The sequence below is a fragment of the Amycolatopsis xylanica genome, from assembly GCF_900107045.1.
Taxonomy (GTDB): domain Bacteria; phylum Actinomycetota; class Actinomycetes; order Mycobacteriales; family Pseudonocardiaceae; genus Amycolatopsis; species Amycolatopsis xylanica.
This window is the reverse complement of the sequence record NZ_FNON01000004.1, coordinates 365,924-391,052: the sequence shown is the minus strand read 5'-3', so window position 1 is coordinate 391,052 and position 25,129 is coordinate 365,924. Positions and strand designations below refer to the sequence as shown.

The window sequence follows — 25,129 nt, the reverse complement described above, 5'->3', positions numbered from 1 at the left end:
TCGGTTTTTCATCGCCTGCTGGCAACCTCCGGAGCCGCTCGCCCCCGTCCCCGGAGAGGTGCCCTTGAAACCCGCCAGAGTGCTTTTACTGTTGCTCATCGCCGCGCTGTCCCTAGCCGGGATGGCCATGCCCGCCGCTGCGGAAGGCTCCGCGCTCGGCGGCCCGATCACCCGGAGCGAGGTGATCTGGCGCGCCCAGTACTGGGTCGACCACCAGCCCGGTCCCTACAACCAGGGCGGCGACGCGCCCGGCCCCGGCGGCGACTTCCGCTATCGCCGTGACTGCTCCGGCTACATCTCCATGGCCTGGCATCTCGCGGACAACCCGTGGACCGGCGCGCTGCCGAACTACTCCCAGGAGATCCCGCGCGCCGACCTGCGGCCCGGCGACATCCTCAACTCCTACTACGACCACGTCTTCCTCTTCCATCAGTGGGAGGACGACCACGGCGGCTTCTCCTACTACTCCTTCGGCTCGACGCCGGTCCGCCATCTGCGCGCGAACATCAACGACGCCTCCCTCGACGGGCACCCGAACGGCGACTACAAGGCGCTCCGCTACACCAAGATCATCGAGGACACCGCCGCCGCGCCGCACCCGTACGCCGCGGGCCGCGTGGTGAGCGGCCGCTCGGCCGACGGCCGGATGGAGACCTTCGCGGCGGGCGCCGACGGCGTCTATCACTCGTGGCAGACCGAGCCGAACGCCGGCTGGTCGGCGTGGGAGTTCAAGGGCGGGCCGCGTAACGCCCAGCTCGCGATCGCGCCGAACGCCGACGGCAGGCTCGAGCTGTTCGCGCTGTCGGACGGCACCTTCGACCACATCTGGCAGAACTCGCCGAGCGGGACCTGGTCGAACTGGGAGAACTTCGGCACCGGTGGCTACCGGGTCGCCGCCGGCGCCAACGCGGACGGCCGGATCGAGGTGTTCGCGTCGAACGGCAGCGGCGTCTTCCACCGCTGGCAGACCTCCCCGAACGGCGGCTGGTCGGGCTGGGAAGGCACCCTCGGCGGCCCGGCGAACTCGCGGCTGGCGATGGAGTCGGCGCTCGACGGCAGGCTCGAGGTCTTCGCGCTGTCGGACTCGACGTTCGAGCACCTGTGGCAGACCGGGGTCAACGGCGCCTGGTCGTCCTGGGAGAACTTCGGCACCGGCGGGCACGACCTGACCGTCAACCACAACACCGACGGCCGACTGGAGGCGTTCGCGTCCAACGCCAACGGCGTGTTCCACCGCTGGCAGACCGGGTTCTCCAGCTGGTCGGGCTGGGAGGGGACCGGCGGCGGCCCGGCGAACTCCGAGCTGACCTCGGACCGCTCGGTCGACGGCCGGGTCGAGGTGTTCGCCGTCAACGGCGCCACCGCGAGCCACACCTGGCAGACGAACCCCAACGCGCCCTATTCGGCTTGGGACAACTTCGGCACCGGCGGCACCGAGATCAACGCAGGCCACAACGCGGACGGCCGGATCGAGGTCTTCGCGTCGAGCGGCGCGGGTGTCTTCCACCGCTGGCAGACCGGCTTCGCCGACTGGTCCGGGTGGGGCTGGCTCAAGGATTCCGCAGGACCAGCGATCCGCTAATTCCCTTCGCACACAAGGAAAACACATGAAGAGACGTAGTTTGACGCGCGCCGCGATCGGCGTCGCGCTCGCCGCGGCGGCGGTCATCGGCACCACCACCGGCGCGCTCGCCGCGCCGCCACCCATCCCCGGCCCGGTCGGCGACCAGCCGGGCGACTCACCCGAGGTCGGCTCGGCCAGGGGCATGGCCATCCCGACCGTGCCGTGCGACCCGGCCGGCCCGTCGGCGTCCGACGGGATCATGGCCGATCAGCTCAACCCGCAGCTGCGCAACAAGATGGCCGGGTACATGAACGGCTACAAGGTCTCGTGCGCGCGCGTCGTCACGCAGGCCGTGAAAGCCCGTGGCCTCAACGAAAAGGCCGCGGCGATCGCGGTCGCCACGATCATCGTCGAGTCGAGCATCAACAACTACAGCGAGGCCGTCGACTACGACTCGGTCGGCCTGTTCCAGCAGCGCCCGTCGCAGGGCTGGGGTTCACCCGCCGAGTGCATGGACCCGGTGCACGCGACCAACAAGTTCCTCGACGTGATGCAGCAGTTCTACCCCAACGGTTCCTGGAACAACGCGCCGATCGGCGAGGTCGCCGCCGACGTGCAGCGCCCGCGTGAAGACCTCCGCTACCTCTACGGCGTCGAGGCGGGCGACGCGACGACGATCGTCAACGCGTTGTGGACCGGCATGGGCGGCGGCCCGAAGCACCCGTTCGGCAACGGCCGCGTGGTGACCGGGCGCTCGGCGGACGGCAGGCTGGAGGCCTTCGCGGCGGGCGCCGACGGCGTCTACCACTCCTGGCAGACCGACCCGAACGCCGGCTGGTCGACGTGGCGTGCCGAGGGCGGGCCGCGGAACGCGCAGCTGACGATCGCCGCGAACGCCGACGGCAGGCTCGAGCTGTTCGCCTTGTCGGACAGCACTCTCGACCACATGTGGCAGACGGCGCCGAGCGGGAACTGGTCCTCGTGGGCCAACTTCGGCACCGGTGGCTACCGGGTCGCCGCGGGCAACAACGCCGACGGCCGCATCGAGGTCTTCGCGTCCAACGGCAGTGGCGTGTTCCACCGCTGGCAGACCGCGCCGAACGGCGGCTGGTCTGGCTGGGAGGGCACCTTCGGCGGACCGGTCAACTCGCGGCTGGCCGTGGAGAACGCGCCGGACGGGCGGCTCGAGGTGTTCGCGCTGTCCGACGCGACGTTCGAGCACCTGTGGCAGACCGGGGTCAACGGTGCCTGGTCGTCCTGGGAGAACTTCGGCACCGGCGGGCACGACGTGACCGTCAGCTACAACCAGGACGGCAGGCTCGACGTCTTCGCGTCCAACGCGAGCGGCGTGTTCCATCGCTGGCAGACCAGCCCGACCGCGTGGTCCGGCTGGGAGGGCTCCGGCACGATCACCAACGCCGAGCTGGCCACGTCGCGCTCGGTCGACGGCCGCATCGAACTGTTCGCGGTCAACGCCTCCACCGCGAGCCACACCTGGCAGGGCCGCCCGAACGCGGCGTTCTCGGCGTGGGAGAACTTCGGCACCGGCGGCACGGAAGTCGCCGCCGGCAACAACGCTGACGGCCGGATCGAGGTCTTCGGCACGAGCCAGGCCGGCGTCTATCACCGCTGGCAGACCGGGTTCAGCACCTGGTCGGAATGGGGCTGGCTCAACGGTTCCGGCCCGGCGGTCGGATGACCCGCGTCCACACGCTGCTGGCGGTGCTCGTCCTCACGGTCCTCGTGGGGGCGGCACCGCCTGCGGCGGCCGCCGAACCGTCCGGGCAGACCGGGGCCACACCGTTCGTGAAGATCTACGACCCGAGCGACGACCAGGCGTGGTACATCAACGACCACACCTTCATCCAGGACGCGCGGGGCACCTGGCACCTGTTCGGCATCACGCACGCCGAACCCGCGGTCGACGACGACGAGGACACGTTCGCCCACGCCACCGCGCCGAGTCTGACCGGCCCGTGGACGAAGCAGGCTCCCGTGCTGGAGACCGATCCCGCGTACGGCGAAACCCACCTGTGGGCGCCGCACGTGATCAAGAACGGCTCGACGTACTACATGTTCTACGCGGGCGGAGGCGCCGACGGAGCCCGGCACGCGATCAACCTGGCGACGTCGACCGACCTGTTCACCTGGACGCGGCTGCCGAGCGGGCCGCTGTTCCGCGACGGCGCGGTCGCGCGGGACCCGTATGTGGTGCGGATCGGCGGGCAGTGGGTCATGTACTACACCGCGACCAGCGATCCCGGCGGCGGGAACCACGTGGTGGCCTACCGGACGAGCGCCGATCTGGTGCACTGGAGCGCGCGGTCGATCGCGTTCACCGACCCGTCACGCGGCTTCGGCGGCGGGAACACCGAGTCGCCGTTCGTGGTATTCGAGGCGGGCGCGTGGCACCTGTTCCTCGGCCCGCGCGGTGGGTACGTCGGCACGGATGTGTTCACCAGCAACGATCCGTTCAGGTTCTCGGCCGATCAGCTGTCCGGCCACGTGTTCAGCCATGCCGCCGAGCTAGTGAACACCGACGGCAAATGGTGGGTCAGCCATGCCGGGTGGGGCCAGCGCGGAGTGTGGCTGGCGGAGCTGGACTTCGGCACCGGGAGCAGCCGGTACGCGGCCGACGCGAGTTCGGATCCGAGCGGCCGGGTGGTGCTCGTGTCCGGCGCGGACGGCAGGCAAGAGGCGTTCGCGGGCGGGCCGGACCAGGTATGGTCGCGCTACCAGACCGTCCGCAATGGACCATGGTCGGACTGGTTTCCTTTCGGAGGACCGAAATTCGCGACGCTGTCCGCGGCCCGCGACCTCGACGGGCGGCTGGAGCTGTTCGCCTTGGGGGAGGGCCGGGTGGACCATCGGAGCCAATCGGCGCCGAATGTCTGGCAGGGCTGGGAAAACTTCGGCACGGCCGCGCATGATCTGACGGTCGCCCAGAACGCCGATGGCCGCCTTGAGGTCTTCGCGAGCGGATCGGAAGGCATCTTCCACCGCTGGCAGGCGGGTGGGGCGTGGATGGGCTGGGAGCCGTTCGGCGGACCCGCCGATTCGGTGCTCGCCACCGGTCTCGACGCGACCGGCCGCCTTGAGGTGATCGCCGCCGCCAACGGCACGGTACAGCGCCGAAAGCAGGACGTGCCCAGCGGCGGGTGGCGGGCGTTCGAGCCGTTCGGCACCGTGCCCGGCGTCGCGCATCTGGCGCTCAACCGGCGCCCGGACGGTGCTTTGGAACTGATCGCGGGTGGCGCGGCGGGCACGTCGCGGCGAACCCAGGTGGCGGGGGAGTGGACCGGCTGGACCGCGTTCGGCGGGCCGCCTGGCGCCCGTGTCCACATCGGACGCAACGCCGATGGCAGGCTGGAAGTGTTCGCCGCCAACGGGATCACCACCGAGCACCGCTGGGAGAACGGCACCGGCTGGTCGGCGTGGGAGACGTTCGGGGCGGGCGCGGTGGGTTCCGGCTTCGGCACCAACGCCGACGGCCGGATCGACATCCTCTCCGGTGGCCGCATGCTGTACGGGCGTTATCAGGTCACCCCGAGCGGCGGCTGGTCCGCGTGGGCGCCGGCGGGCGGGCCGTTAATCGGTTGACACAGCTGGAACCCTCGACAGTCGTGAATGATCACGTAGCCAAGATCCGGAACCTGGCAGGCCTGGCGACCCCGATGGCGCTGCGCGTCGCGGTGACACTGGGCCTGCCGGACCGGCTGCGTGGCGACGGCGCGACCGTCGGCCAGGTCGCGGCCGATCTCGGTGTGGCGCCGGTGCCGCTCGAACTCCTGCTCGGCCATCTCACGTCGCTCGGGATCGTCGAGCGCACGTCGACCGGCTACCGCACCACCGATTTCGGCGCGACGCTGTACTCGGACGCGGGCAACGGCTTGACCAACTTCTTGCATTTGGACATGGCGGGCGGCCGCGCCGAGATGGCGTTCGCCGAACTCCTGCACAGCGTCACCACCGGCGAGCCCGGCTACACGCGCCGCTTCGGGCAGGATTTTTGGACCGACCTCGCCCAGCAGCCGCATCTGCGAGCGTCGTTCGACGAACAGATGACCCACCGCTTCCGCGAGCAGATCCCCGGACTCGTGGCGGGTTTCGACTGGGGCCGGTTCACGACGATCGTCGATGTCGGTGGCGGCCATGGCAGCTTGCTCGCGGCGATCCTGGTCGCGCATGACTCGCTGCGCGGACACCTGGTCGACCTCGATCCGACCGCCACCGAGGCCGTGCGCACGTTCGCCGCGCACCAGGTCGAAGATCGGGCGCAGGTGACCGCGTCCAGCTTCTTCGATCCGCTTCCCGCCGGTGCTGACGCCTATCTGCTGTGCGACATCCTGCACGACTGGGACGATCGCGACGCGCACCGCATCCTGGCCCGGTGCGTGGAGGCTTGCGCTCCCGCCGGCCGCATCCTGGTGATCGAGGCGCTCGGCGGGCGGCAGGACAACACCGAGTTCGACCTGGCCATGCTCGCGATCTTCGGCGGCCGCGAACGCCGCGTCGACGAGTTCCGCGACCTCGCCTCGGCACACGGCCTGGTCCTCCAGTCGACGGTCGCCCTCACCGACCAGCGCAACCTCCTCGAGTTCCGCCTCGCGCAAGGGTCGTGAGTGTTCCGGCCGGTTCTAACCGGTCTAAACACTCACGACTCCTTTTAATTCGCGCGACAGCGGGGATGCGCGTCGTCTAGGGTCGTGATCATGATGCAGCTGTTCTTCCTCTGAGGGACGAGAACCACCTCTCCGGCGCCATGGCGCCTGGTTCGTCCTGTCAGCGCATCTTTTTCATTCAGAGGACTTTCTTTCATGCCGTCTCACCTTTCGCTTGCCCCTGCCCGCGCGGCGCATGTCCGCGTGTCCGACGTGCACCTCTCCTTCGGCGGACGGCCGGTGCTCACCGGGGTCGACCTGGTCGCGGCCGCCGGTGACAAGGTCGCCGTGGTCGGCGAGAACGGCCGCGGCAAGACCACCTTGCTCCGCGTGCTCGCCGGGGACCTGCCCGCCGACCGCGGCGAAGTGCACCGCGCCGGTTCGCTCGGCGTCGCCGACCAGCAAATCCCGCTCGACGCGACGGAAACCGTCGGCGCGCTGATCGACCTGGAACTGTCCGCCGTCCGCGGCGCGCTGGCCAGGCTCGAAAGCGCGACCGACGCGCTCGCCGACGGCCGTCCCGGCGCGGACGACGCCTACACCGCCGCGCTCGCGGAGGTCGAAGCGCTCGACGCGTGGGACGCCGACCGGCGAGTCGAGGTCTCGCTCGCCGCGTTGAACGCCGTCAGCGACCGCGACCGGCCGCTCGGCACGCTCTCGGTCGGGCAACGTCACCGCGTACGGCTGGCCTGCCTGCTCGGCGCGGGCCACGCGGTGCTGGTGCTCGACGAGCCGACCAACCATCTCGACGCGGCCGGTCTCGAACACCTCACCGAGCGGCTGCGCACCTATCCCGGCGCGGTCGTGCTGGTCAGCCATGACCGGGCACTGCTCACCGACGTGGCCACCACCGTCATCGACCTCGACCCGTCCAGCGACGGCAGGCCGAGGGTGTACGGCGGCGGCTACGCGGCGTACGTCGACGCCCGCGCGGCCGAACGCGCCCGGTGGGAGGCGCTGCACGCCGAACAACTCGCCGAACGCCAACGCCTGGCGGACGACCTGTCCGCCGCGCAGAACCGCCTGCGCGACAACTGGCGTCCCGCCAAGGGACACGGCAGGCACACCAGGGCCACGCGCGCACCCGGCCTCGTCCGTGCCGTGCACCGGCGCGAGGAAGACCTGGCCGCGCACGTGGTGGCGATCCCGTCACCACCGGCCCGCTTCGCCATGCCCGAGCTGCCCGCCCATCCCGGCGCGACGCTGTTGCGTGCCAACGGGGTGAGCGTGCCGGGCAGGCTGCATCGGCCGGTCGATTTGGCATTGGACTCCGGAGACAGGCTCGTGGTCACCGGCCCCAACGGCGCGGGCAAGTCGACGCTACTGGCGGTGCTCGCGGGTGCGCTGGAACCCGGCACGGGAACGGTCCGCCGGGCCCGGCATGCCCGGATCGGCTTGCTAGGCCAGGAGTCGGCGCTGCCTGACGGCCGCACGGCGGCGCAGCTGTACGCCATCGCCGGAGCGGAACGCTTGGGCGAGCTGGGCTTGCTGGCCCGGCACGACCTGCACCGCCCGGTCGGCGAACTGTCGGTCGGCGCCCGCAGGCGGCTCGACCTGGCGCTGGTGCTGGCAGCCCGGCCACACGTGCTGCTGCTCGACGAGCCGACGAACCACCTGTCGGCCACCCTGGTCGACGAGCTGACGGCGGCACTCGCGGCCACTCCGGCCGCGGTCGTGATCGCCACCCACGACCGCCAGCTGCTGCGCGACACCCGATCTTGGTCGCGCCTGGCGGTCTGACCGGGCATGATGCCGGAATGAGCTGGGAGTACGACGGCCGCCATTACCTGATCAACACCTGGAGCGACACCTCCCGCTTCGGCTTCGGCTGGGAGCTGGAGGACGTCGCGCCGACGCCGGGCAAGGGTGTCGTCATGGAGGCCTACCTGGACGGCACCACCGGCGCGGCCCTGGTGCGGGTGGACACCGACGAACCGTTGCCACTGGCGCTGGTCGAGCGCTTCCTCGCCGAAGCCGCGCCCGACCTCGCCGAGGTCGCGGCCATGGCCGAAGACGCCTGAACCGGTATCAGGCGAACCGGTAAGCGAGCTGACTCAACGCGTGGATCTTCCGGTCGGCCGTCGTGAAGACGGTGATGTCGGTCCAGAAGACCCGCTCGTCATGCGCCCGCACGGTCGCCCGCGCGGTCACCGGCTCAGCGGGCGCCGGCCCGAGGAACTGGGCGTGCAACGAGATCGTGGCGCCACCGTTGCCAGACCGCGCGAGCGTCCACGGCACGCTGGTGCCCGCCATGTCGATCAACGTGACCAGCGCGCCCTCGTCGAAGCGGCCCTTCGCGTCGAGGTTGCGCTCGGCCAGGCCCATGCTCAGCTCGAGCTCACCGGGCCCGACACCCTCGAACCGCAGCTTTCGCCCACGCAGAAAGGGAATCGCCTCGGCGGCCTTCGTGAACACCGCCGGGTCACCCGGCGGTACCGGTGCGTCGGGCGCGACACCGGTGCCCTGCCTGCCATCGGCGAGCGTGCTCGACGCGCCCGCGATGACCTGCCCGGCCTCGTCCCGAATCTCGGTCTGATGGAACCCCAGTTCCCGCGCCCGCCGCAGCGTGGTGCTCGCCGCGGTGAACCTGCTGCCTCGCCCCGACCGCGCGTAGGTGACGTGCAGCGACGTGGTGCTGGGATCGGTCTCGGGATCCTCCGCCCGCATGGTCGCCTGCGCGGCCGCCAAGGCGAGCGCCGCCGTCGCCCCACCGTGCAGCGCGCCGTGCGCGGTATGGGGTTCGGTCACGGTCATGACGACCTCGCCGTCGTGCCACCGGACGCCGAGGTCGCGCAGGAACGGGCTTTCGTCGAGCCAAGTCGTGTCCACGCATCCGATCATGGCACGCGCCGGACCGGCCGTGTGCGACGTGGCGCTCATGCGGACCGGCCAAGGACTCGAGCGGACCCTTCGCTGCGGGGCTTGCCCTGGGATTCGGGTTTGCCGGGCCGGATCTCAAGCCATCCCGTATGGACATTTCCGCTCCTGGGCCGGGTTGCGTAGTGGGTCACTGCGGAAATATCCATACGGACCGGGGCACGGTGGCCCGATTTGGTTGTGGCTCGCCGGATGCCGCAGCCGGGGCTTGGTGCCTGCCCTGGGTGGTGGTCGGGCAGTCTAGGTTGATGTGCCGCACAACCGATCGGTCGATTCAGATTCGGGTGGTGTGCATGGTGTTGCGGCGGGGTGCACGTGCGGGGTCGATGAACGCCGGTGGAATGAACTCGGGATACCCGTCGCTGGCGATCCGCACCTCCCAGTCACTGTTGTGGATCAGCCGGTGGTGCCGACCGCAGAGCAGCACGAGATTATCGATGCGGGTTTCCCCGTGATGAGCCCAGAAAACAATATGGTGAGCCGTGCATTGCTGCGGCGGCGCATCACAGCCAGGGAACGCGCAGCCGCCATCCCGGATCGCCAGCGCCCGCCGCTGCGCGGGTGTGGCGAGGCGTTGCGCGCGGCCGACATCGAGCGGTTCGCCGTGGGAGCCGAGGGTGACGGGGATGACTTTGCAGTCGCAGGCGAGCAGGCGTGCGTCGGTGGCGCTGATGTCTCCGACCAAGTCCAGGCACGCTCGCCCGATGCCGGTCTTGAGTTCGTCGAGGCCGACGGTAACAACGACATGCACACTGTCCCCGGCCTGAGTCGGGATATCAGGGTTGCCCATGCCGATGCGGACGAAGTGGGCGAACGCGTCCCCGAGCCGTTCCCATTGGGAGCGGGTATCGCGGCCTTCTTCCTCGGATGCCGGGCGAGGTTTGGCGAGTGGATCCAGGGTCGCTTTGAGTCGGGCGATGGTTTCCGCATCGGTTTTGATTTTTATGCCGTGGGTGCCGTCGCGGTGGGTCACGAACCCGAGTTCATGACGCGGCTCGGACGGATCGGGATCTTTCGGCTCTCGCCCGTCCGGGTCGAGCCGGTCGCGCAGGTTTTTCGCCGCGTGGCTGATCTGGCGGGGTCCGGCGGTGCGGGCGAGGTTGACCAGGATCTGCTCACCGGTCTCGCGGTCTTCGGCTGAGACTGTGGGTGGGAGTGCGCCGAGGGCGGCGATGATCGGATCCAGCTGCGCCGCGCCGAGATCACCGGCCAGTGCTGCTGCGGCGGCATGTGGTGCGAGTGCGGGAATCCGGGTGCCGCCGTCTTGGCGTGGGTTGAGTGCGCGGGCTCGGTCGACGCGGGCTTTGGCTTCGGAGTGTTTGATCTGCACCCAGTCCACCAGCATCCCCGGCACCGTGGCGTAGCCGGTCACGTCCTTCACGCCGCGGGATTCGATCTCGGCCAGGATTTGTCCCTGCTCGGCCTCCAGGCGTCGTTTTTCTCGTTCGCGGGCGACGTAGGCGAGCAGCAGCGTGTCTTTGTCGCAGCGCCACCACTGCGGTGGTGCTGCGGTGTCAGGACTTTCGGTGCTGATCATGCATTCCACACTACCAGTGTCCAGAGTCATATGCCACTGGACATACCGGGCTGGTCGACCCCATACCTAAGCGGGCAGCAAGTACCAGCCGGGGTTTCCGGTGAGCCACAACGAAATCTGACCACCGTGCCCCGGTCCGTATGGATATTTCCGCAGCGACCACAAACACCACCCGACCCCGGAGCGGAAATGTCCATACGGGATGTCTTTAGATCCGACCCCGCAAAACGTCGCTTTCCCCTCCGAACCCTTACGCTCAGGCGAGAGGAGCGATCATGGCGGAGCGAGTGCGGTTCAAAAACGTACTGGCCGTGCGCGAGTTCCGCGCCATGTGGCTCGCCGAGCTCTGCTCCATCGCCGGTGACCAGCTCGCCAGGGTCGCGTTGTCCGTGCTCGTGTTCCAGCGCACCGAGTCCGCCTTCCTCACCGGCCTGACCTACGCGCTCACCTTCGTCCCCGCGCTCGCGGGCGGGATCCTCCTGGGCGGCCTCGGCGACCGGTATCCACGCCGCGAAGTCATGGTCGCGGCCGACCTCGCCCGCGCCGTCCTACTCGGCCTGATGGCACTGCCGGGCATGCCACTGGCCGTGCTCTGCGCGCTCGTAGCCGTCACGACCTTTCTCAACGGCCCTTTCAAAGCAGCCCAGCAGGCCTTGCTGCCGGACGTGCTCGACGGCGAGAAGTACACCGCGGGCATGGCGATCCGGAACATCACCAGCCAAGCCGCGCAGCTCGCCGGGTTCGCGGGCGGGGGAGCGCTGATCGCCGCGATCAACCCGCCGGTCGCGCTCGCGCTCGACGCCGGGACGTTCCTGGCCTCGGCACTGCTTCTCCAGCGTGGTGTCAAACAACGACCAGCCCCCGCAAGCACCGAGACACGCATGTCGTTCTGGGCCTCCTCAGCGGTCGGAGCCCAAATCGTGTGGCGTGACCCGGCGCTCCGGGTCTTGCTCGGATTGTGTTGGCTGGCAGGGTTTTACGTGGTCCCCGAAGCGCTCGCCGCCCCGTACGCGGGCGACATGGGCCCGGTCGCCGTCGGGCTGATCATGGCGAGCGATCCGATCGGCAGTGTGATCGGCGGGATCGTCTTCGGGAAGTGGGTGCCGGAAAGCACGCAAGTCCGGGTGATCGGGGTGCTCGGCGTCCTGGCCGGTGTTCCGCTGGTCTTCTGCCTGCTGGCACCGGGGCTGGCGGTCTCGATGCTGTTGTTCGCCTGCTCGGGGCTGTTCGCGACCGCGTACAACATCCAGGGCACCGCGTCGTTCGTGCGGCGGCTGCCGGACGAACGACGGGCGCAGGGTGCCGGGTTGCTGTCGTCGGGGCTGATCACTGTGCAGGGCTTGGGCGCGCTCGGCGCCGGGCTGCTCGCCGATCAGCTCGGCCCGGCCCCGGCCGTCGCGCTGGCAGGCGCCGCCGGAGCGGTCGTGGCCGTGCCGATCGCGGTGGGGTGGAGCCGGGCCCGCCGGGGCTGATCACGTGTCGCGGTTGCTCATGGCGGCCTCCCTCCACTGCTCCAGCGCTGCTTGGGTGGACACTGGTGGTGGACGGCACCTTGGAAAGGCGGGTGGACCTACCCTGAGTATGACCGACGATGGTGCGGCAGGCAGAGCCCCCGCGCACATCCGTGACGTGCTTTTCCCAGGTCGATGGGCACTTTGGCAGCAACGCCGCGGCCTGGTCGGCTATTGCCTGCTCGCCGAAGCCGCCGCCGTCGTGCTGACGGTGCGCGCCGCCGTCACCACCGTGCCGACGGCCCGTGACCTGGTGGTGCTGGCCACGCTCGCCGGGATGGGGATACTGCAGGCCGAGCTCGGCCGTCAGGTCGAGCGCGTGCGCAGGCGCGTCAACACCACCCCGCACATCAACATGACCTCGGTCTGGACCTTCGCGGGCGTGCTGCTCCTGCCGGCCGCGCTCGTCGCCGCACTGGTCGCGGTGCTGTACCTGCACCTGGCCGTCCGCAGCTGGTACCGGTTGCGCCGGGTGCCGCCGTTCCGCACCGTGTTCAACGCCAGCCTCGTGACGCTCACCTGTCACGCCGCCTCGGCCGTGCTCGTGCTCGCGGGTGTCCCGGCCATGGGCGCCGTCCTCGACGCGGGCTGGCGCGGTGTGGTGGCGGTCGTGCTCGCCGGCGTCGTCTACTTCGCGGTCGGCGCGCTGGTCGCGCTGCCCGGGCTGACCGTCGAAAAGCGCACGGTGCAAGCACTTTTCGGCGGCTGGGCCGACAACGCGCTCGAAGCGTCGACGCTGTGCCTCGGCGTCCTCACCGCGCTCGCGCTGGCCACGCTGCCCGCGCTCGCGGTGCTGGTGGTGCCGCCGCTGCTGTTCCTGCATCGCGGTGTCCTGGTCAAGCAGCTCGAGGTCGCCGCCACCACGGACGAGAAGACCGGGCTGTTCAACACCGCGGGCTGGCACAACCTCGCCACCCGCGAGCTCGCCAGGGTCGAGCGCACCCCCGACGCCTGCTTCGGCGTGCTGATGATCGACCTCGACCACTTCAAGCGCATCAACGACACCCACGGCCACCTCGCGGGCGACGCGGTGCTCAAGGCGGTCGCCACCGCGATCACCGATTCGGTCCGCGACTACGACTCCGTCGGCCGCTTCGGCGGCGAGGAGTTCGTCGTGCTGCTGCCCGACGTCACGCGCACGGACGTCATCACGGTCGCCGAGCGCGTCCGCGCGTCGATCGAGGTGCTCACCGTGGCGACCACCGCGACCGTGATCGACGATCTGTCGGCGTCCATCGGCGTCGCGATGTACCCGGACGCGGGCGCGGCCGTCGAACGCCTGCTCCAAGCCGCCGACGAAGCGCTCTATCAAGCGAAGAGCTTGGGGCGTAACAGGGTCGTCAGCCTCACCTGACAGCGTGACAAACCCAGCGTGCGCGGACATTCGCTGACACGATCTCCGCCATGTCGAAGCTCAGGTTCCTGCTGATCCCGCTGCTGGTCGTGGTCGCGGCGGGGCTCGGCCTGTGGCTGCACGCCGCCGACCGGACGGCGGGGGACACCTGGCACGCGGCGGGCACCGAGGCGCCGGACCGCATCGATGTGTTCGCCTCGGTCCAGCGCATCGACGCGGCCGGGCGCGAGGCGGTGCTGCGGGTGCTGGCCGTCCCGCTCGGCAGGTTCGGCGAGGACGACGGCGCCGCGCCTGCGGCCGACCTGCACCTGCTGAACTCGTCCAGCCTGCGCGGCGACCACGTTTATCCGGCGCATCAGCGGATCTCGAGCACCGACCTGCCGATCGCGCTGTCCGGCGGCACCGTGACCGACTACCCGTTCGACAGCTACGACGTCAAGATCCAGTTCGCCGCGGAGGTCGACGGCGAGTCGGTGCCGGTGCTGTTCACACTGGACAAGGTGGACAGCCTGTTCGGGCTGTCCGTGCGGTCCTATCAGGTGGCGAACGGGGTGGGCGGCGCGGAGGTCCGGTTCAGCCGGTCGGCGGGCGTGCTGGTGTTCGCCGTGTTCATGATGATCACCATGTGGGGCCTCGCGATCGCGGTCCTGCTCGGCGCGAAACACCTGGTCACCCGCCGCCGCGGGCTGATCTGGCCCGCGTTCGGCTTCATGGCGGCGACGCTGTTCGCGCTCGCGGGCTTCCGCAACATCGCGCCGGGCGCGCCGCCGATCGGCTCGCTGCTCGACTACACGGCCTTCTACTGGGCCGAAGCCGTCATCGCGGTGAGCGTGGTGGTCGCGGTCGTCGCCGGGGCCATCACCGAACGGGCGAGCGCCGGGCCTCGATGAGCCAGTGCGCCGCGTTGTAGAAGACGCCCTCCTCGGTGAGGTGAGCGGCGATGTCGGCCCGGAGCGCGTCGATCGCGCTGTCCCGTACGTCGTCGTCCAGCTTCTCGTAGCTGAAGCCGTCGGCGATGAAGTCGTACGCGTCGTCGACGTCGCTGCCGTAGTACATGGGAACGGTCAGCCCGGTCAGCTCGATGTCGACGAAGCCCGCCTCGCTCATCAGCGCGCGCACCCGGTCGGGATCGCTCAGCGAGAACGGCGTCGGGGCCTCGGCGGGTGGCGGCGGCACCGCCTTGCCGCCTGCCGCGATCGTGCGGAACGTGGTGAGGCCCTCGTTGCGGTCGACCGGCTGCCAGGTCAGCTGCACGAACCGGCCACCGGGCTTGATCGCACGTGCGATGTTCGAGAACGCGGCACGCCGGTCGCCGAAGAACATCGTGCCGTGCCTGCTGACCGCGATGTCGAAGCGTGCCTCGCCGAAGTCGTGGACCTGGGCGTCCACCTGCAGGAACGTCGCGTTGGGCAGCTGCTCCCCGATGGCCAGTGCGCGCGCGAGCTCGAGCTGCGCCTTCGACAGGTCGACGCCGACCGCCGAACCGTCGTACGCGGCGCGGGCGGCGTCGCGCGTGAGCTGGCCGCTGCCGCAGCCGACGTCCAGCACCCGCGAGTCCGGCTGGAACCCGGCCGCTTTCACGAGCGTGCCGTGGTAACCGGCCATGCCCTCGTTGAACCGGTCGGCGCGCGCGGTCCAGAAGGTCCCGCTGCCGCCGTCCCACATGGCGAGCTGATCAGAATTGGAAGCGTCGACGTTCGGTGTTTCTGCCACGGTTTTCTCCCCAGAATCGGCGGCCGAGTTTACCGGTCCCCGGGTGCGGTACACACCCAGGGACCGGGCCTCGCTAGAGCGCGCCGAGACCGTTCGGAGTACCCATGCCCGTCGGGGCGTCGTAACCCTTACGAGCGTTGCAGAGGTAGTCGCCGCCGCAGTCCCAGTTCGCGTTGCTGCCGGTGGTCACGTCGAACAGCGCCGACGAGCGCGAGTAGATGCGCCTCGCGTTCGTCATGGCGGCGGAGTTCCCGGCCAGCGCGATCATCGAGGCGATGATCGGCGCCGCCACGCTCGTGCCGCCGAACACCGACCACTCGCCCTGGTCGTAGACGGCCACCCCGGTCGCCGGGTCGCCGACCGCCGCGATGTCCGAGGCGGTGCGCATCCGGCAATGCGTGTCCTTCTGCCAGGCGGGTTTGCGTGAGTAGCCGGAGCAGCCCGAGCTGCCCTTCGCCCACGCCGACTCCGTCCAGCCACGCGCGTTCGTGTCCTTGGAAAGCGTGGTGCCGCCGACCGCAATCACCTCCGACAGGGAGGCGGGCCACATGGCCTGCCGGAAACCGCGGTTGCCCGAGGACGCCGTCACCGCGACGCCCGGGTGACTGAACGCCGGTGCGTAGTACGGAGCCGTGCTGTCCTCGGTGCCTCCCCAGCTGTTGGACACGGCCACCGCGCCGGAGTTCGTCGCGGTGCGTTCCGCGGCCGCGAGCGCCGCGGCGGTGTCGTCGTCCGCTTCGACCAGCAGGATCTTGCAGTCGGGGCAGATCGCCGACACCATCTCGATGTCGAGCGCCATCTCCGAACTCCAGCCCTCGTCCGACCCGGGCAGTGGCGCGGGTTTGCCAGCCCCGTTGACCTTCTTGAAGCAGCCGTTCTCGGTGGTGCACGGCGGCAGGCCGTAGGTCTTGCGGTACTCCGCGAGATCGGCTTCCGCGGTCGGGTCGTCGAAGGCGGCGACGACGGCGACCGTCCGCCCGGCGCCGCCGGTCTGCGGCAGCTTGTACGCCGAGACCAGGTCGGTGCGTGCGAGACCGTCGGGCAGCTGCCCTGCCTTGCGCGCGGTCCGCGGCGCCTTGATGGCGAAGCACTGCGCGTGCCCTGCCGGGGCGTCGGCGCAGGCCGCCTTCGCGCCGGGTGCCGTCGGAGGCGGGGTCTGCGGGTAGTCGAGACCGTCCGGTGCGTTCACCAGCGCGGCGTGCTCGACGGCTTCGTCCAGTGTGGAGCCTTGGGCGTCCTCGGCTTCGATGCGGACCGAGAGGTAGCCTGGCTTGATGTCCGCAGGCACCGTCCAGGTGCCCTTGGCGTGGGTGGCGTCCTGGATCGACGTGGTGGTGGGGATCCAGGTCTTGCCATCGTAGGAGATGGAGATGGCCACCTTCTTGAGCGGGCTGTCAGGCGAACCCGCCTGGTGTCGCGCGGTCAGTGACAGCGACGCCTCACCGGGTGCGACCGAGTTGTGGGCGTTGGCGTTGAACGCGGCACTGGCGTAGAGGATCGGCGCCGGGCTGAACCCGGTCGCGGAGTCGAAACCCCAGCTGATCCGCGAGTGCGTGGACAGGTTGGTGCCCTCGCCGTCGTGCGAAGTGTCCATTGTGTACTGGTAGCGATGCTTTCCTGACGCGAGATCCTGGGTGAATTCGACGCCCATGGTGGTGTTCTCGTAGATCTGCGTGCCGTCCTGGGTGATGGTGGTGGTGCCATCGGTCCACTGACCGACGTCACCGGAGGCGTCGGTGTCCATCATGCCGACGCCGTGCAGCACGTCACCCTCGCGGCACAGGAAACAAGGTCCGTCGTAAGTGGACGGTGCGGGCACGGTCAGCCCGCCGCGCCAGCTGAGCGTGCGATGTTCGCCCGCCTTGGGGATCAGCAGGCGCTCCAGTGTGCCGCCCAGCTCGCCGTTGGGGTTCATCACGCCGCCGTAGTACATGCCGGGCGCGACACTGAGGTAGTGCCGTTCCGAGGAAGGCGCTTGTGCCACGACGCCCGGCAGGCTCGACATCGGCGGGTTCCTCACCGACGGGTGCGGGATGTCCCAGAAGTCGTAAGCGCGCACCGGCTGGCCAGGCAGGTCGGTGGTGTACGTCGAGTCCACTGTGGACAGGTTGGCCGGGTCGATCCGGTATGCCTGATTGACTGGGATGTGATCGACCGTGGGGATGCCGATGAAGTAGCTGTACGGCGTCGCCGCCGACGCGGGTGATAGCTGCCTGGCGGTCACGGAGAAGCTCAGCACGCCGGTCTTCGCCTTGGGCGCGTCGCTGACGTAGAACTTGGTGTCCGACAAGGCGCCCATCTGCAGTGACGCCGCCTTGGTCGCCGATCCGCGCGTCCACGCGATCGTCGCCGCGTCGAACTCGCTCGGCAGCGGGGTTTGGAAGGAGACCGGGTGCGCGCGACGGCCGTCGAGTGTGACGGTCGCGCCGCCATTGGACACCGTCACATCGGTCTGGGTGAGGAATTCGGTCTCTTTGCCATGATCGGCGTCTTCGACCTGATAGGCCGCCACGGCGACGCTGTAGTGGCCGTTCGGCACCTGGAAGCGGGCCTCGCCGTTGATCATGATGGCGTCCAGCGCCGCGGCGGCGGGGTTGTCGGTGTTGACGACGATGACCTCGGAGGCGGGCGCCTTTTTGCCGCCATGGGTGATCGCGTTGATGCGCAGCAGGGACATTTGGCTTTCCGCCTGCGGCGGTCTTGGCTCCGCCTGGCCGATCCGGTAGGTGTCCAAAGAGGACAGACGACCCAGCTCGGCGGCGGGTACCACCGTGTACTGACCGTTCACCTGGGAGATGAAGGCCATCCTGTCGTGCCCTGGCGCGGGCTCGAAGCGCGGCCCGGTCCTGGTCATCACCACGTGATCGCCAGTCGGCAAGGTATAGACCTGTTGTCGAGGCTGCGTGGTGGGTGGGGGAGCGGCGGTCGCCGCCGGAACTTGTGCGAGTGAACCGATCAGCAGGATCGCTGCCGTTGAAGCGAATTTCTTCACGATGCCAACTCCGTCGTTGCGAAGGGGCCAGAGCGCTCACCATGGCGAGGCGGCCGCGAACACGTCAATCCGTAGTCGCCCGGTTACACGAAACCCAGCCGTGAAAACGGAATTCCCGGCATAAACCAGGGCGTAACCACCGTTACGAAATGGTCGTGAGTGTTCCCGACGGTTAGAACCGTCGGGAACACTCACGACTCCCGATCAGCGGGTCTGGTAGGAGCGGATGGTCGTCTGGGTCACCGAGTTGCCGAGCTGGTCGGTCGCCGTGGCGCGCAGTGACACGAAACCCGGCGTGGCGGGGTGCAGCAGCACGGCGGTCGACCCGAAGATCGGGGCGCGGCACCAGGTCTTGCCCTCGTCGTACGAGACTTCCAGCTCAAGCCGCTTCACCGTCGAGCCGACCGGACGCTGTACCTCCAGGCGCAACGGATACAGCCACCCCGCGCGAGCGTCCGGGCCCGAGTAACGCACGGCCAGCAGCGGGACCGCGCCGTCGGCACCAGGGTCGTGCACCGTCCAGGTGGCCGAGGCCGACGTTCCGAGCACCGACCATGGCAGGTCACGTGTGGCGGACGTCGTCAGTGTGTAGACACCGGCGCCCGGCGCCGTGAACTGCGCGTAGCCCGGGTAAGCGCTCGTTCCGAGCACTTGGCCGTCCCGTGTCGCCGTCGTGGTCGCGGTCAGCTTGGCGTTCAGTGAACTCGTGTAAGTGTCCTTGCCCGACGCCGAGAACAGCGGGATGTACGCCGTCACCTTGTCGCCCTTGCGTTGCAGGCCCCAGCCGAGATCGACCGGTCCGGTCGACGGCCCGATCGGCGCCTGATTCCACCGGATGTCGTAGGACCGCCGGTCGAACGTGGTCCGCAGCGCCGTCTCGCTCTCGTAGCGCACCACCGGCCGAAGCTCCTGGTAGTACAGGGTGTTGCTCCAGCTGACGTCCTTGCCGGGCGTGTAGTACTCGGTGCGCTTCACCGGCAGCGTGAGCGTGCGCAGCGGCGTGATCCCGCCCCACGAGCCGGGATAGAACGCGTGGATCCCGCGCTGGCCAACACTTCCCGGCGCCTGCGAGCCATAGTCGGCGTGCACCACCGCGAAGTCGCGCACACGATCGCGGTAGGTGAGCGACTCCGGGACTCCCGTGCTGTCCCAGTGCACCGGGCGGTAGATTTCCGTTCCGGTCAAAGGAACGAGAGCGGGCATGTAGTGGAAGACGTACTTCCGGTCGGTGACCCGTTTCGTCGGCGTGGCGTAGATGCCCGCTGTGCCGTCGGCGACGTAGCCGACTCCGGACTTGCCCGCGTCGAAACCGAAGTCGACGTAATCGGCTTTGACTCCGACTCCGTCCACCGTGTTGGTGACCAGCGACGCCTTGCGCGCGTCGAGCGCGACCGTCGCGTCGGCTTCGAGGTTCACTTCCGGCAACGCGATCAGGCTGCGCGGGCCCGCGCCTGCCGGGGTGTACGGCTCCGAAAGCACCGCCTGGATGTCGTACTTTCCCTTGGGCAGCCGGAGCTCGGTGGTGGGTTGCGCGGTGATCAGCGTGGCGACGGAGGATCCGGTCGCGGTGTCGACGACCGAGCCGGTGATGAACTGCGGCGCGTTGCCGTCGCGCCCGGTCGCGGTGAGCGTGAGGCCGAAGCGCTCGCCCTCGATCGTCGTGCCGACGGGCGTGCTCAGCACGGTCTGCCCCGACGTCGCGACCAGCCTGCCGCCGTACTGTCCTTCCGGGATACTCGCGCCGGGACGCAGCGTGACGGTCACGTCGGCCGTACCGTGCGCGGGGACCGTGATTTCCTTGGCGCTCAAGGTGAACAGTCCCGTAGGCGCGGTGAAGTCCAGTGCCAGCGCGAAGGTGAGCGGTGTGTCGCCGTCGTTGTGATAGGTGATCGTCTTCGCTCGCTCAGGCCCGCCAGGCCACTTGACGAAGCCGAACGACAGGCTCGCGGGGGAGACGGTGACCTGCCGCGTGGTCGCGGTGGCGATGTCGAGCCGCCCCGCGCCCTGGTCGTAAATGGATAAGCCCGCCAACGGTTTGCCCGCGCTCATCAGCGCGGACTTGAGCTGTGCCGCCTTCCAATCGGGGTGCTGCTGCGCCAGGATCGCGGCCGCGCCGGTGACGTGCGGGGTGGCCATCGAAGTGCCGTTCGCACTGGTGTAGTTCGCGTCCACCGGCGTGCCCATCGACGTGCCCGCCGCGCGGGCCGCGATGATCGCCGAGCCCGGCGCCGCGACGTCCGGCTTGATCGCGAGGTCGCCGACCCGGGGGCCACGGCTGGAGAACGGGCTCAGACCGTCCTGTTTGGTCACACTGCCCACGGTCAGCGCCGCGTCGGCCGAACCGGGACTGGCGACCGTCCTCGCGGCGCCCGCGTTGCCCGCCGCGACGACGAACAGCGTCCCGGTCGACGCGGTCAAGTTGTTCAGCGCCAGCGACATCGGGTCGGTGCCGTCGGTCGCGCCACCGCCGAGGCTGAGGTTGACCGCGGTCACCCCCTGCGCGGCCGCCCACTCCATGCCCGCGATGATCGCCGAGTTCGGGCAGCTGCCGCTCGCGTCGCAGACCTTGCCGATCAGCAGCTTCGCGTCCGGCGCGACACCGCGGTACTTGCCGGCCGACGCCGCGCCGGAACCGGCGATGATGCCCGCGGTGTGCGTGCCGTGCCCCATCCCGTCGGTGATGGTGCCGCCGAGGAAGTCCTTGGTGCCGACGACCACGCCCTGCAGGTCGGGATGCGCCGGGTCATACCCGCTGTCGAGATCGGCGACGGTGACGCCCTTGCCGGTGAAACCCGCCTGCCACGCGGCGGGCGCGCCGATCTGGGCGTTGCTCTGATCGTCGATGAGCCGCGCGTTGGCGTCGAGCCAGACCTTGCCGACACCGGCGGCGGCCATCCCGCGCCACAGCCCGGCATCCGCCTTCATCGCGCTGGCGCCGATACTCGGCAGCTCCCTGGTGACGGCCGCCGCCATCGGCCCGTCATGCGCGACGATCACGGGCAGCGGCCCGCCCGCGAACCCCTCGCGCACCAGCTCGGTCACGTTGAACAGCCGCTTGTCCAGCCGCCCGCTCGCCACCTGCGGCGCCGCGTCCATCGGCAGCGCGAGCACGTCCCCGCCGTCGCTCACTTTGGCGAACTCGACGTTCTCGCGCCCCTCGGCCGCCTTGATCTCGACGTCCGTCCCGCCGTCCTGCCGGGCGGTCACGAAGACCTGATCGCCGGTGATCAACGTGATCACGTCCGGATCCCGCGGCGGCCGGACCGGCGGATCGGCCCAGCCCGCGGCCGGCAAGGTGAGCCCGGCCGCGATCACCACCGCGATCGTGGACAACGTCATCACTCGTCTGCGCATGGAAAATCCATTTCGTAGCAGGGAGATCACCCGTCGTCCGGACGCTAGCGGGCAACCCCGCCGCAAAGGAACCGCATCCCGCTGGACGGTGATTCCGTGCTCCACGCAGTGGTACGTGGCGGGTCATCGATGGTGAGAACGGATTCGCACCTATTTCTGGATTTCGTAGCGCATGATCGCCACGCCGTTGTCAAAACCGTTCGCCTCGACCAGCTTCAGGTCCCGTGCATCCTCGAAAACGCGCGTTCCCTTACCCCGGGCGGCCGGGCAGACCATCAGCCGGACCTCGTCGACGAGACCGGCGTCGAGCATGGAACGCATGAGCGTCAGGCTTCCCCACAGCAGGATGTCCTTGCCGCTGCGCGCTTTGAGGTCCCGCACGGTGGCGATCGGATCGCGCGTCACCGAGCAGGCGGGGAAGTCGCCCCAAGGTGCGTCATCGAGCTTCGACGAGGCGACGAACTTGGTCAGGGCGTTGAACTTCTCGCCGTACACGCCCTGCTCCTTGGCGTATGGCCAGTAGCCCTTGGACTGCTGGTAGGTGTTCGCGCCGATGATCATCGTGTCGACCGCGTCGATGGCGGCCATCACGTTGTCCTTGAACGGGCTCGTGACCGCGTCGTCGAAAGGCTCCCCGGCCACGAAGCCGAGCCCGCCGTCCTCCTCGGCGGCGATGTTGTCGACGGTGACCCACTGCTGGACGATGAGCTTGCGCATGATGTTTCTCCTCGGGAGGCTCGGTGACGGACACCCCAGGGACGACGCCGCGAGCGGCGTCTCGACATCGCTGGCTGTGACGTGGGTCACTTCTGGTTCATGGGGTCGCCGACCCCGCGATGGCGGCGAATTCGGCGATCAGTGGACTGCGCCGCGCGTTGTCCCAAGCGAGGCACACCTGGGTGGGCGCGAGGTCGGAAACGGGCACGTGCACGACGTCGGGCCGGGTGTAGAACGTCGCCGTGGACAAGGGAAAGATCACGATCCCGCGGCCCGCGGCGACCCGTTCCAGCTTCTCTTCGACGATCGTGAGCACCGGTTCGCGCTTTCGGGTGCCGGACCGCATTTCCTCGGCGACCTCCTGCCACTCTGGCACCGAGGCGGGGTCTTGCAGCAGGTGTTCCCCGGCGAGGTCGGCCAGTTCGAGGGTTTCCTTGCCCGCCAGCCGGTGGTCCGCGGGGAACACGGCCACGCGGGGCTCGGTCATCAGCGGCTGGACGCGCAGTCCGCGCGGGTCGAGGGGCAGCCGCACATAGCCGACATCGGCCCGGCCGTCGTGCAGGACGGCCGTCTGGTCGTCGAAACTCGTCCGGAGCACCTCTACGTTCAGCTCCGGATGACGCGACACGAGCGCGCGCACGGCGGGCGTGACGATCAGGCCCGGCATGAACGCGACGGTGAACGTGTCCGTACCACGCGCGGCACGCCCGACTCTGCGGCGCAACGCGTCGGCGTTGGCCAGCAGGGGCCGGGCGTCGGCGAGAAGCTGGTGGCCCGCGGCGGTCAGCTCGGTCGATCGTTTGTCCCGCACGAAGAGCTGGACCCGCAGTTCGTCTTCGAGAGCCTTGATCTGCCGCGAGAGCACGGGCTGCGCGATGTGCAAGGCCTGCGCCGCCCGCCCGAAATGCAGCTGCTCGGCCACTGCGACGAAGTAGCGCAGCTTCCGCAGATCCACGTCCACCAGCGCCTCCTTGCCTGCGAAATACCTTCAGGGTATTACAGCCGACGGAAAGAGTGTTGGCGGGAAGCCGGGTTGCCAGCCCATCGTGGAAGCAGACGAGTGAAGGGAAACCACGATGGAACTACGAGGCCAGCGAGTGATCGTGCTGGGCGGCACCTCCGGCATCGGCCTGGCGACCGCGATCGCCGCCGCCGGGCGCGGCGCCGAGGTGACGGTCGTGTCGAGCAGGCAGTCCAGCGTCGACAAGGCACTGGCGGCGCTCCCCGGGGCCACCGGCCGGGTGACCGACCTGGGCGACCCTGCGTCGGTGCGTGCCCTGTTCGAAGACCTGGGCGAGATCGACCACCTCGTCTACACGGCGGGTGAGCCGCTCGAACTGATGCCGATGGCGAGTCTCGACCTCGACGCGGCCAGGGACTTCTTCTCGATCCGCTACTTCGGCGTGCTCTCGGCGGTGCGGTCCGCACGCGTGCGCGAGTCGATCACCCTGACCACGGGCGTCGCGAAGGACCGGCCGGGGCCCGGCTGGGCGGTCGCGGCGAGCATCTGCGGCGCCATGGAGTCGCTGACCAAGGCGCTCGCCGTCGAACTCGCGCCGGTGCGGGTCAACGCCGTGTCGCCGGGCGTGGTGCGCTCGCCGCTCTGGTCGCGGTTGTCCGACGACGACCGCGAGCAGCTCTACCGCGCCACGGCCGCGCAGCTACCGGCCGGCCGGGTCGGCGAGGTCGAGGACGTCGCCGAGGCGTTCCTGTTCTGCATGACGCAGGCGTTCGCCACCGGCACCGTGGTCACGGTCGACGGCGGCACGGTGCTCGTTTAGCCCAACCACTCGGCGAGTGCGGTGTAGTCGGCGTCGGTCAGCCCGAGCCGGTGATCGACGCGATGCAGCAGGGCCCGGCCGGCGTGGTGTTCGGCCACCCAGGCCTGGTCGGTGGCGGTGAGTTCGTCATCGACCCAGGCGAACGGCCGCCCCGCCGCCCACTCGACGAGCCCGCGGGTCTTCCAGTGCAGCCCGGCGCGACGTCCAAAAAGAGCACCGCAAGAGAACCGGTCACACCGCACAATACAGATCATGACCGCACTGCGTTCAGGACTCTGGCTGCCCATCTTCGACGAACTCGCCGACCCGATCCAGATAGCCCGGCTGGCCGCGGAGGCGGAAGAGGCGGGCTGGGACGGGGTCTTCGTGTGGGACCACGTGCGCTGGCATGCGCCGGTGCGGCAGGTGGCCGACCCGTGGATCGCGCTCGCCGCGATCGCGTCGGCCACCGAGACCGTCCGGATCGGCCCGATGGTGACCCCACTGACGCGGCGTCGGCCCACCAAGGTCGCCAGGGAGACCGCGACGCTGGACCAGCTCAGCGGTGGCAGGCTCACCCTGGGCGTCGGGATCGGTGAGGACCGATTCGGCGAGGAGTTCTCCAAGACCGGCGAGGAACTCGATCCGCGCACGCGGGGTGCGATGCTCGACGAGTCGCTGGAGATCCTCACCGCCGCCTGGTCCGGCAAGCCGGTGCGCCACCACGGCGAGCACTACGTCGTCGACGGCATGAAGTTCCTGCCGACGCCCGTGCAGCGGCCGGGGGTGCCGGTGTGGGCAGCGGGCTTCCCCGGGAACGCCAAGCCGATGCGCCGGGCCGCCCGGTATGACGGGTTCTTCCCGGTCAACCTCGATCATCCCGATCAGGTGGCCGAAATCGCCGAGACCATCGCGGGGCTGCGGAACTCGGACACGCCGTTCGACCTGGCCGTCGACGTGGCGCCCGGCGCCGATCTGGCGCTGTACGCGAAGGCGGGCGCGACCTGGTGGCTGACCCAGTTCTCGCCGTACGGCGTTTCGCTGGACACCGTGCGCGGCGTCGTGCGTGACGGGCCGGGGAACTGAGCC

The 25,129-nt window shown here is 69.5% G+C and carries 19 protein-coding genes; 11 read left to right on the top strand and 8 right to left on the bottom strand.

Annotation, left to right across the window (positions count from 1 at the left end; genetic code table 11):
• Positions 1-79: 79 nt before the first annotated feature.
• From BLV57_RS20780 to BLV57_RS20755, 6 genes are all read left to right on the top strand, one after another.
• On the top strand, positions 80-1,582 hold the full coding sequence (locus BLV57_RS20780; RefSeq protein WP_218134847.1) for a PLL family lectin: 1,503 nt from the start codon (positions 80-82) through the stop codon (positions 1,580-1,582).
• A gap of 25 nt (positions 1,583-1,607) precedes the next feature.
• The gene (locus BLV57_RS20775) at positions 1,608-3,263 is read left to right on the top strand and encodes a PLL family lectin (RefSeq protein ID WP_091291209.1); all 1,656 of its coding nucleotides are present in this window, start codon (positions 1,608-1,610) and stop codon (positions 3,261-3,263) included.
• On the top strand, positions 3,260-5,164 hold the full coding sequence (locus tag BLV57_RS20770) for a DUF8189 domain-containing protein (RefSeq protein ID WP_091291207.1): 1,905 nt from the start codon (positions 3,260-3,262) through the stop codon (positions 5,162-5,164). Before BLV57_RS20775 ends, BLV57_RS20770 begins: the two co-directional genes overlap by 4 nt.
• A gap of 23 nt (positions 5,165-5,187) precedes the next feature.
• Positions 5,188-6,186 carry a methyltransferase gene (locus BLV57_RS20765; RefSeq protein WP_425426014.1) on the top strand — a complete coding sequence of 333 codons (999 nt, stop codon included), beginning with the start codon at positions 5,188-5,190 and terminating at the stop codon, positions 6,184-6,186.
• Positions 6,187-6,381: 195 nt separating this feature from the next.
• Positions 6,382-7,965 carry an ABC-F family ATP-binding cassette domain-containing protein gene (locus BLV57_RS20760; RefSeq protein ID WP_091291205.1) on the top strand — a complete coding sequence of 528 codons (1,584 nt, stop codon included), beginning with the start codon at positions 6,382-6,384 and terminating at the stop codon, positions 7,963-7,965.
• A 17-nt stretch (positions 7,966-7,982) separates the two neighbouring features.
• Entirely contained in the window at positions 7,983-8,246 is a 264-nt protein-coding gene (locus BLV57_RS20755) for a hypothetical protein (RefSeq protein WP_091291204.1), read from the top strand.
• 7 nt (positions 8,247-8,253) lie between these two features.
• Here the strand turns inward: BLV57_RS20755 and BLV57_RS20750 are convergent, their stop codons facing one another.
• Together BLV57_RS20750 and BLV57_RS20745 are read right to left on the bottom strand one after the other, a co-directional pair.
• Entirely contained in the window at positions 8,254-9,054 is an 801-nt protein-coding gene (locus tag BLV57_RS20750; RefSeq protein WP_176968732.1) for a hotdog fold thioesterase, read from the bottom strand.
• 322 nt (positions 9,055-9,376) lie between these two features.
• On the bottom strand, positions 9,377-10,639 hold the full coding sequence (locus BLV57_RS20745; RefSeq protein WP_091291200.1) for an HNH endonuclease signature motif containing protein: 1,263 nt from the start codon (positions 10,637-10,639) through the stop codon (positions 9,377-9,379).
• Positions 10,640-10,914: 275 nt separating this feature from the next.
• On the opposite strand from BLV57_RS20745, the gene BLV57_RS20740 reads away from it, so the two are divergent.
• The 3 genes from BLV57_RS20740 to BLV57_RS20730 all read left to right on the top strand — a co-directional run bounded on the left by BLV57_RS20740 (position 10,915) and on the right by BLV57_RS20730 (position 14,394).
• Positions 10,915-12,111 carry an MFS transporter gene (locus BLV57_RS20740; RefSeq protein WP_091291198.1) on the top strand — a complete coding sequence of 399 codons (1,197 nt, stop codon included), beginning with the start codon at positions 10,915-10,917 and terminating at the stop codon, positions 12,109-12,111.
• Positions 12,112-12,220: 109 nt separating this feature from the next.
• A complete protein-coding gene (locus BLV57_RS20735; RefSeq protein WP_091291195.1) occupies positions 12,221-13,504 on the top strand; it encodes a GGDEF domain-containing protein in 1,284 nt (427 codons plus the stop codon).
• A gap of 50 nt (positions 13,505-13,554) precedes the next feature.
• A complete protein-coding gene (locus BLV57_RS20730; protein ID WP_091291193.1) occupies positions 13,555-14,394 on the top strand; it encodes a DUF4436 family protein in 840 nt (279 codons plus the stop codon).
• Here BLV57_RS20730 and BLV57_RS20725 read toward each other — a convergent pair.
• From BLV57_RS20725 to BLV57_RS20705, 5 genes are all read right to left on the bottom strand, one after another.
• Positions 14,363-15,217: a class I SAM-dependent methyltransferase gene (locus BLV57_RS20725; RefSeq protein ID WP_245757431.1), complete on the bottom strand. Its 855-nt coding sequence runs from the start codon at positions 15,215-15,217 to the stop codon at positions 14,363-14,365. The genes BLV57_RS20730 and BLV57_RS20725 overlap by 32 nt on opposite strands.
• A gap of 73 nt (positions 15,218-15,290) precedes the next feature.
• Entirely contained in the window at positions 15,291-18,095 is a 2,805-nt protein-coding gene (locus BLV57_RS43680) for a S53 family peptidase (RefSeq protein ID WP_218134846.1), read from the bottom strand.
• A gap of 318 nt (positions 18,096-18,413) precedes the next feature.
• The gene (locus BLV57_RS20715; protein WP_091291189.1) at positions 18,414-21,563 is read right to left on the bottom strand and encodes a S8 family serine peptidase; all 3,150 of its coding nucleotides are present in this window, start codon (positions 21,561-21,563) and stop codon (positions 18,414-18,416) included.
• A gap of 150 nt (positions 21,564-21,713) precedes the next feature.
• Entirely contained in the window at positions 21,714-22,280 is a 567-nt protein-coding gene (locus tag BLV57_RS20710) for a dihydrofolate reductase family protein (RefSeq protein ID WP_091291187.1), read from the bottom strand.
• A 97-nt stretch (positions 22,281-22,377) separates the two neighbouring features.
• Positions 22,378-23,241, bottom strand: a complete 864-nt coding sequence (locus BLV57_RS20705; protein ID WP_091291185.1) for a LysR family transcriptional regulator — start codon at positions 23,239-23,241, stop codon at positions 22,378-22,380.
• Between the two features lie 115 nt (positions 23,242-23,356).
• On the opposite strand from BLV57_RS20705, the gene BLV57_RS20700 reads away from it, so the two are divergent.
• Positions 23,357-24,061 carry an SDR family oxidoreductase gene (locus BLV57_RS20700; protein ID WP_091291183.1) on the top strand — a complete coding sequence of 235 codons (705 nt, stop codon included), beginning with the start codon at positions 23,357-23,359 and terminating at the stop codon, positions 24,059-24,061.
• Here BLV57_RS20700 and BLV57_RS20695 read toward each other — a convergent pair.
• On the bottom strand, positions 24,058-24,315 hold the full coding sequence (locus tag BLV57_RS20695; protein ID WP_218134845.1) for a hypothetical protein: 258 nt from the start codon (positions 24,313-24,315) through the stop codon (positions 24,058-24,060). The genes BLV57_RS20700 and BLV57_RS20695 overlap by 4 nt on opposite strands.
• Here BLV57_RS20695 and BLV57_RS20690 point away from each other — a divergent pair.
• Positions 24,314-25,126 carry an LLM class flavin-dependent oxidoreductase gene (locus tag BLV57_RS20690; protein WP_091291181.1) on the top strand — a complete coding sequence of 271 codons (813 nt, stop codon included), beginning with the start codon at positions 24,314-24,316 and terminating at the stop codon, positions 25,124-25,126. The two genes, BLV57_RS20695 and BLV57_RS20690, sit on opposite strands and share 2 nt — an antisense overlap.
• Positions 25,127-25,129 lie beyond the last annotated feature (3 nt).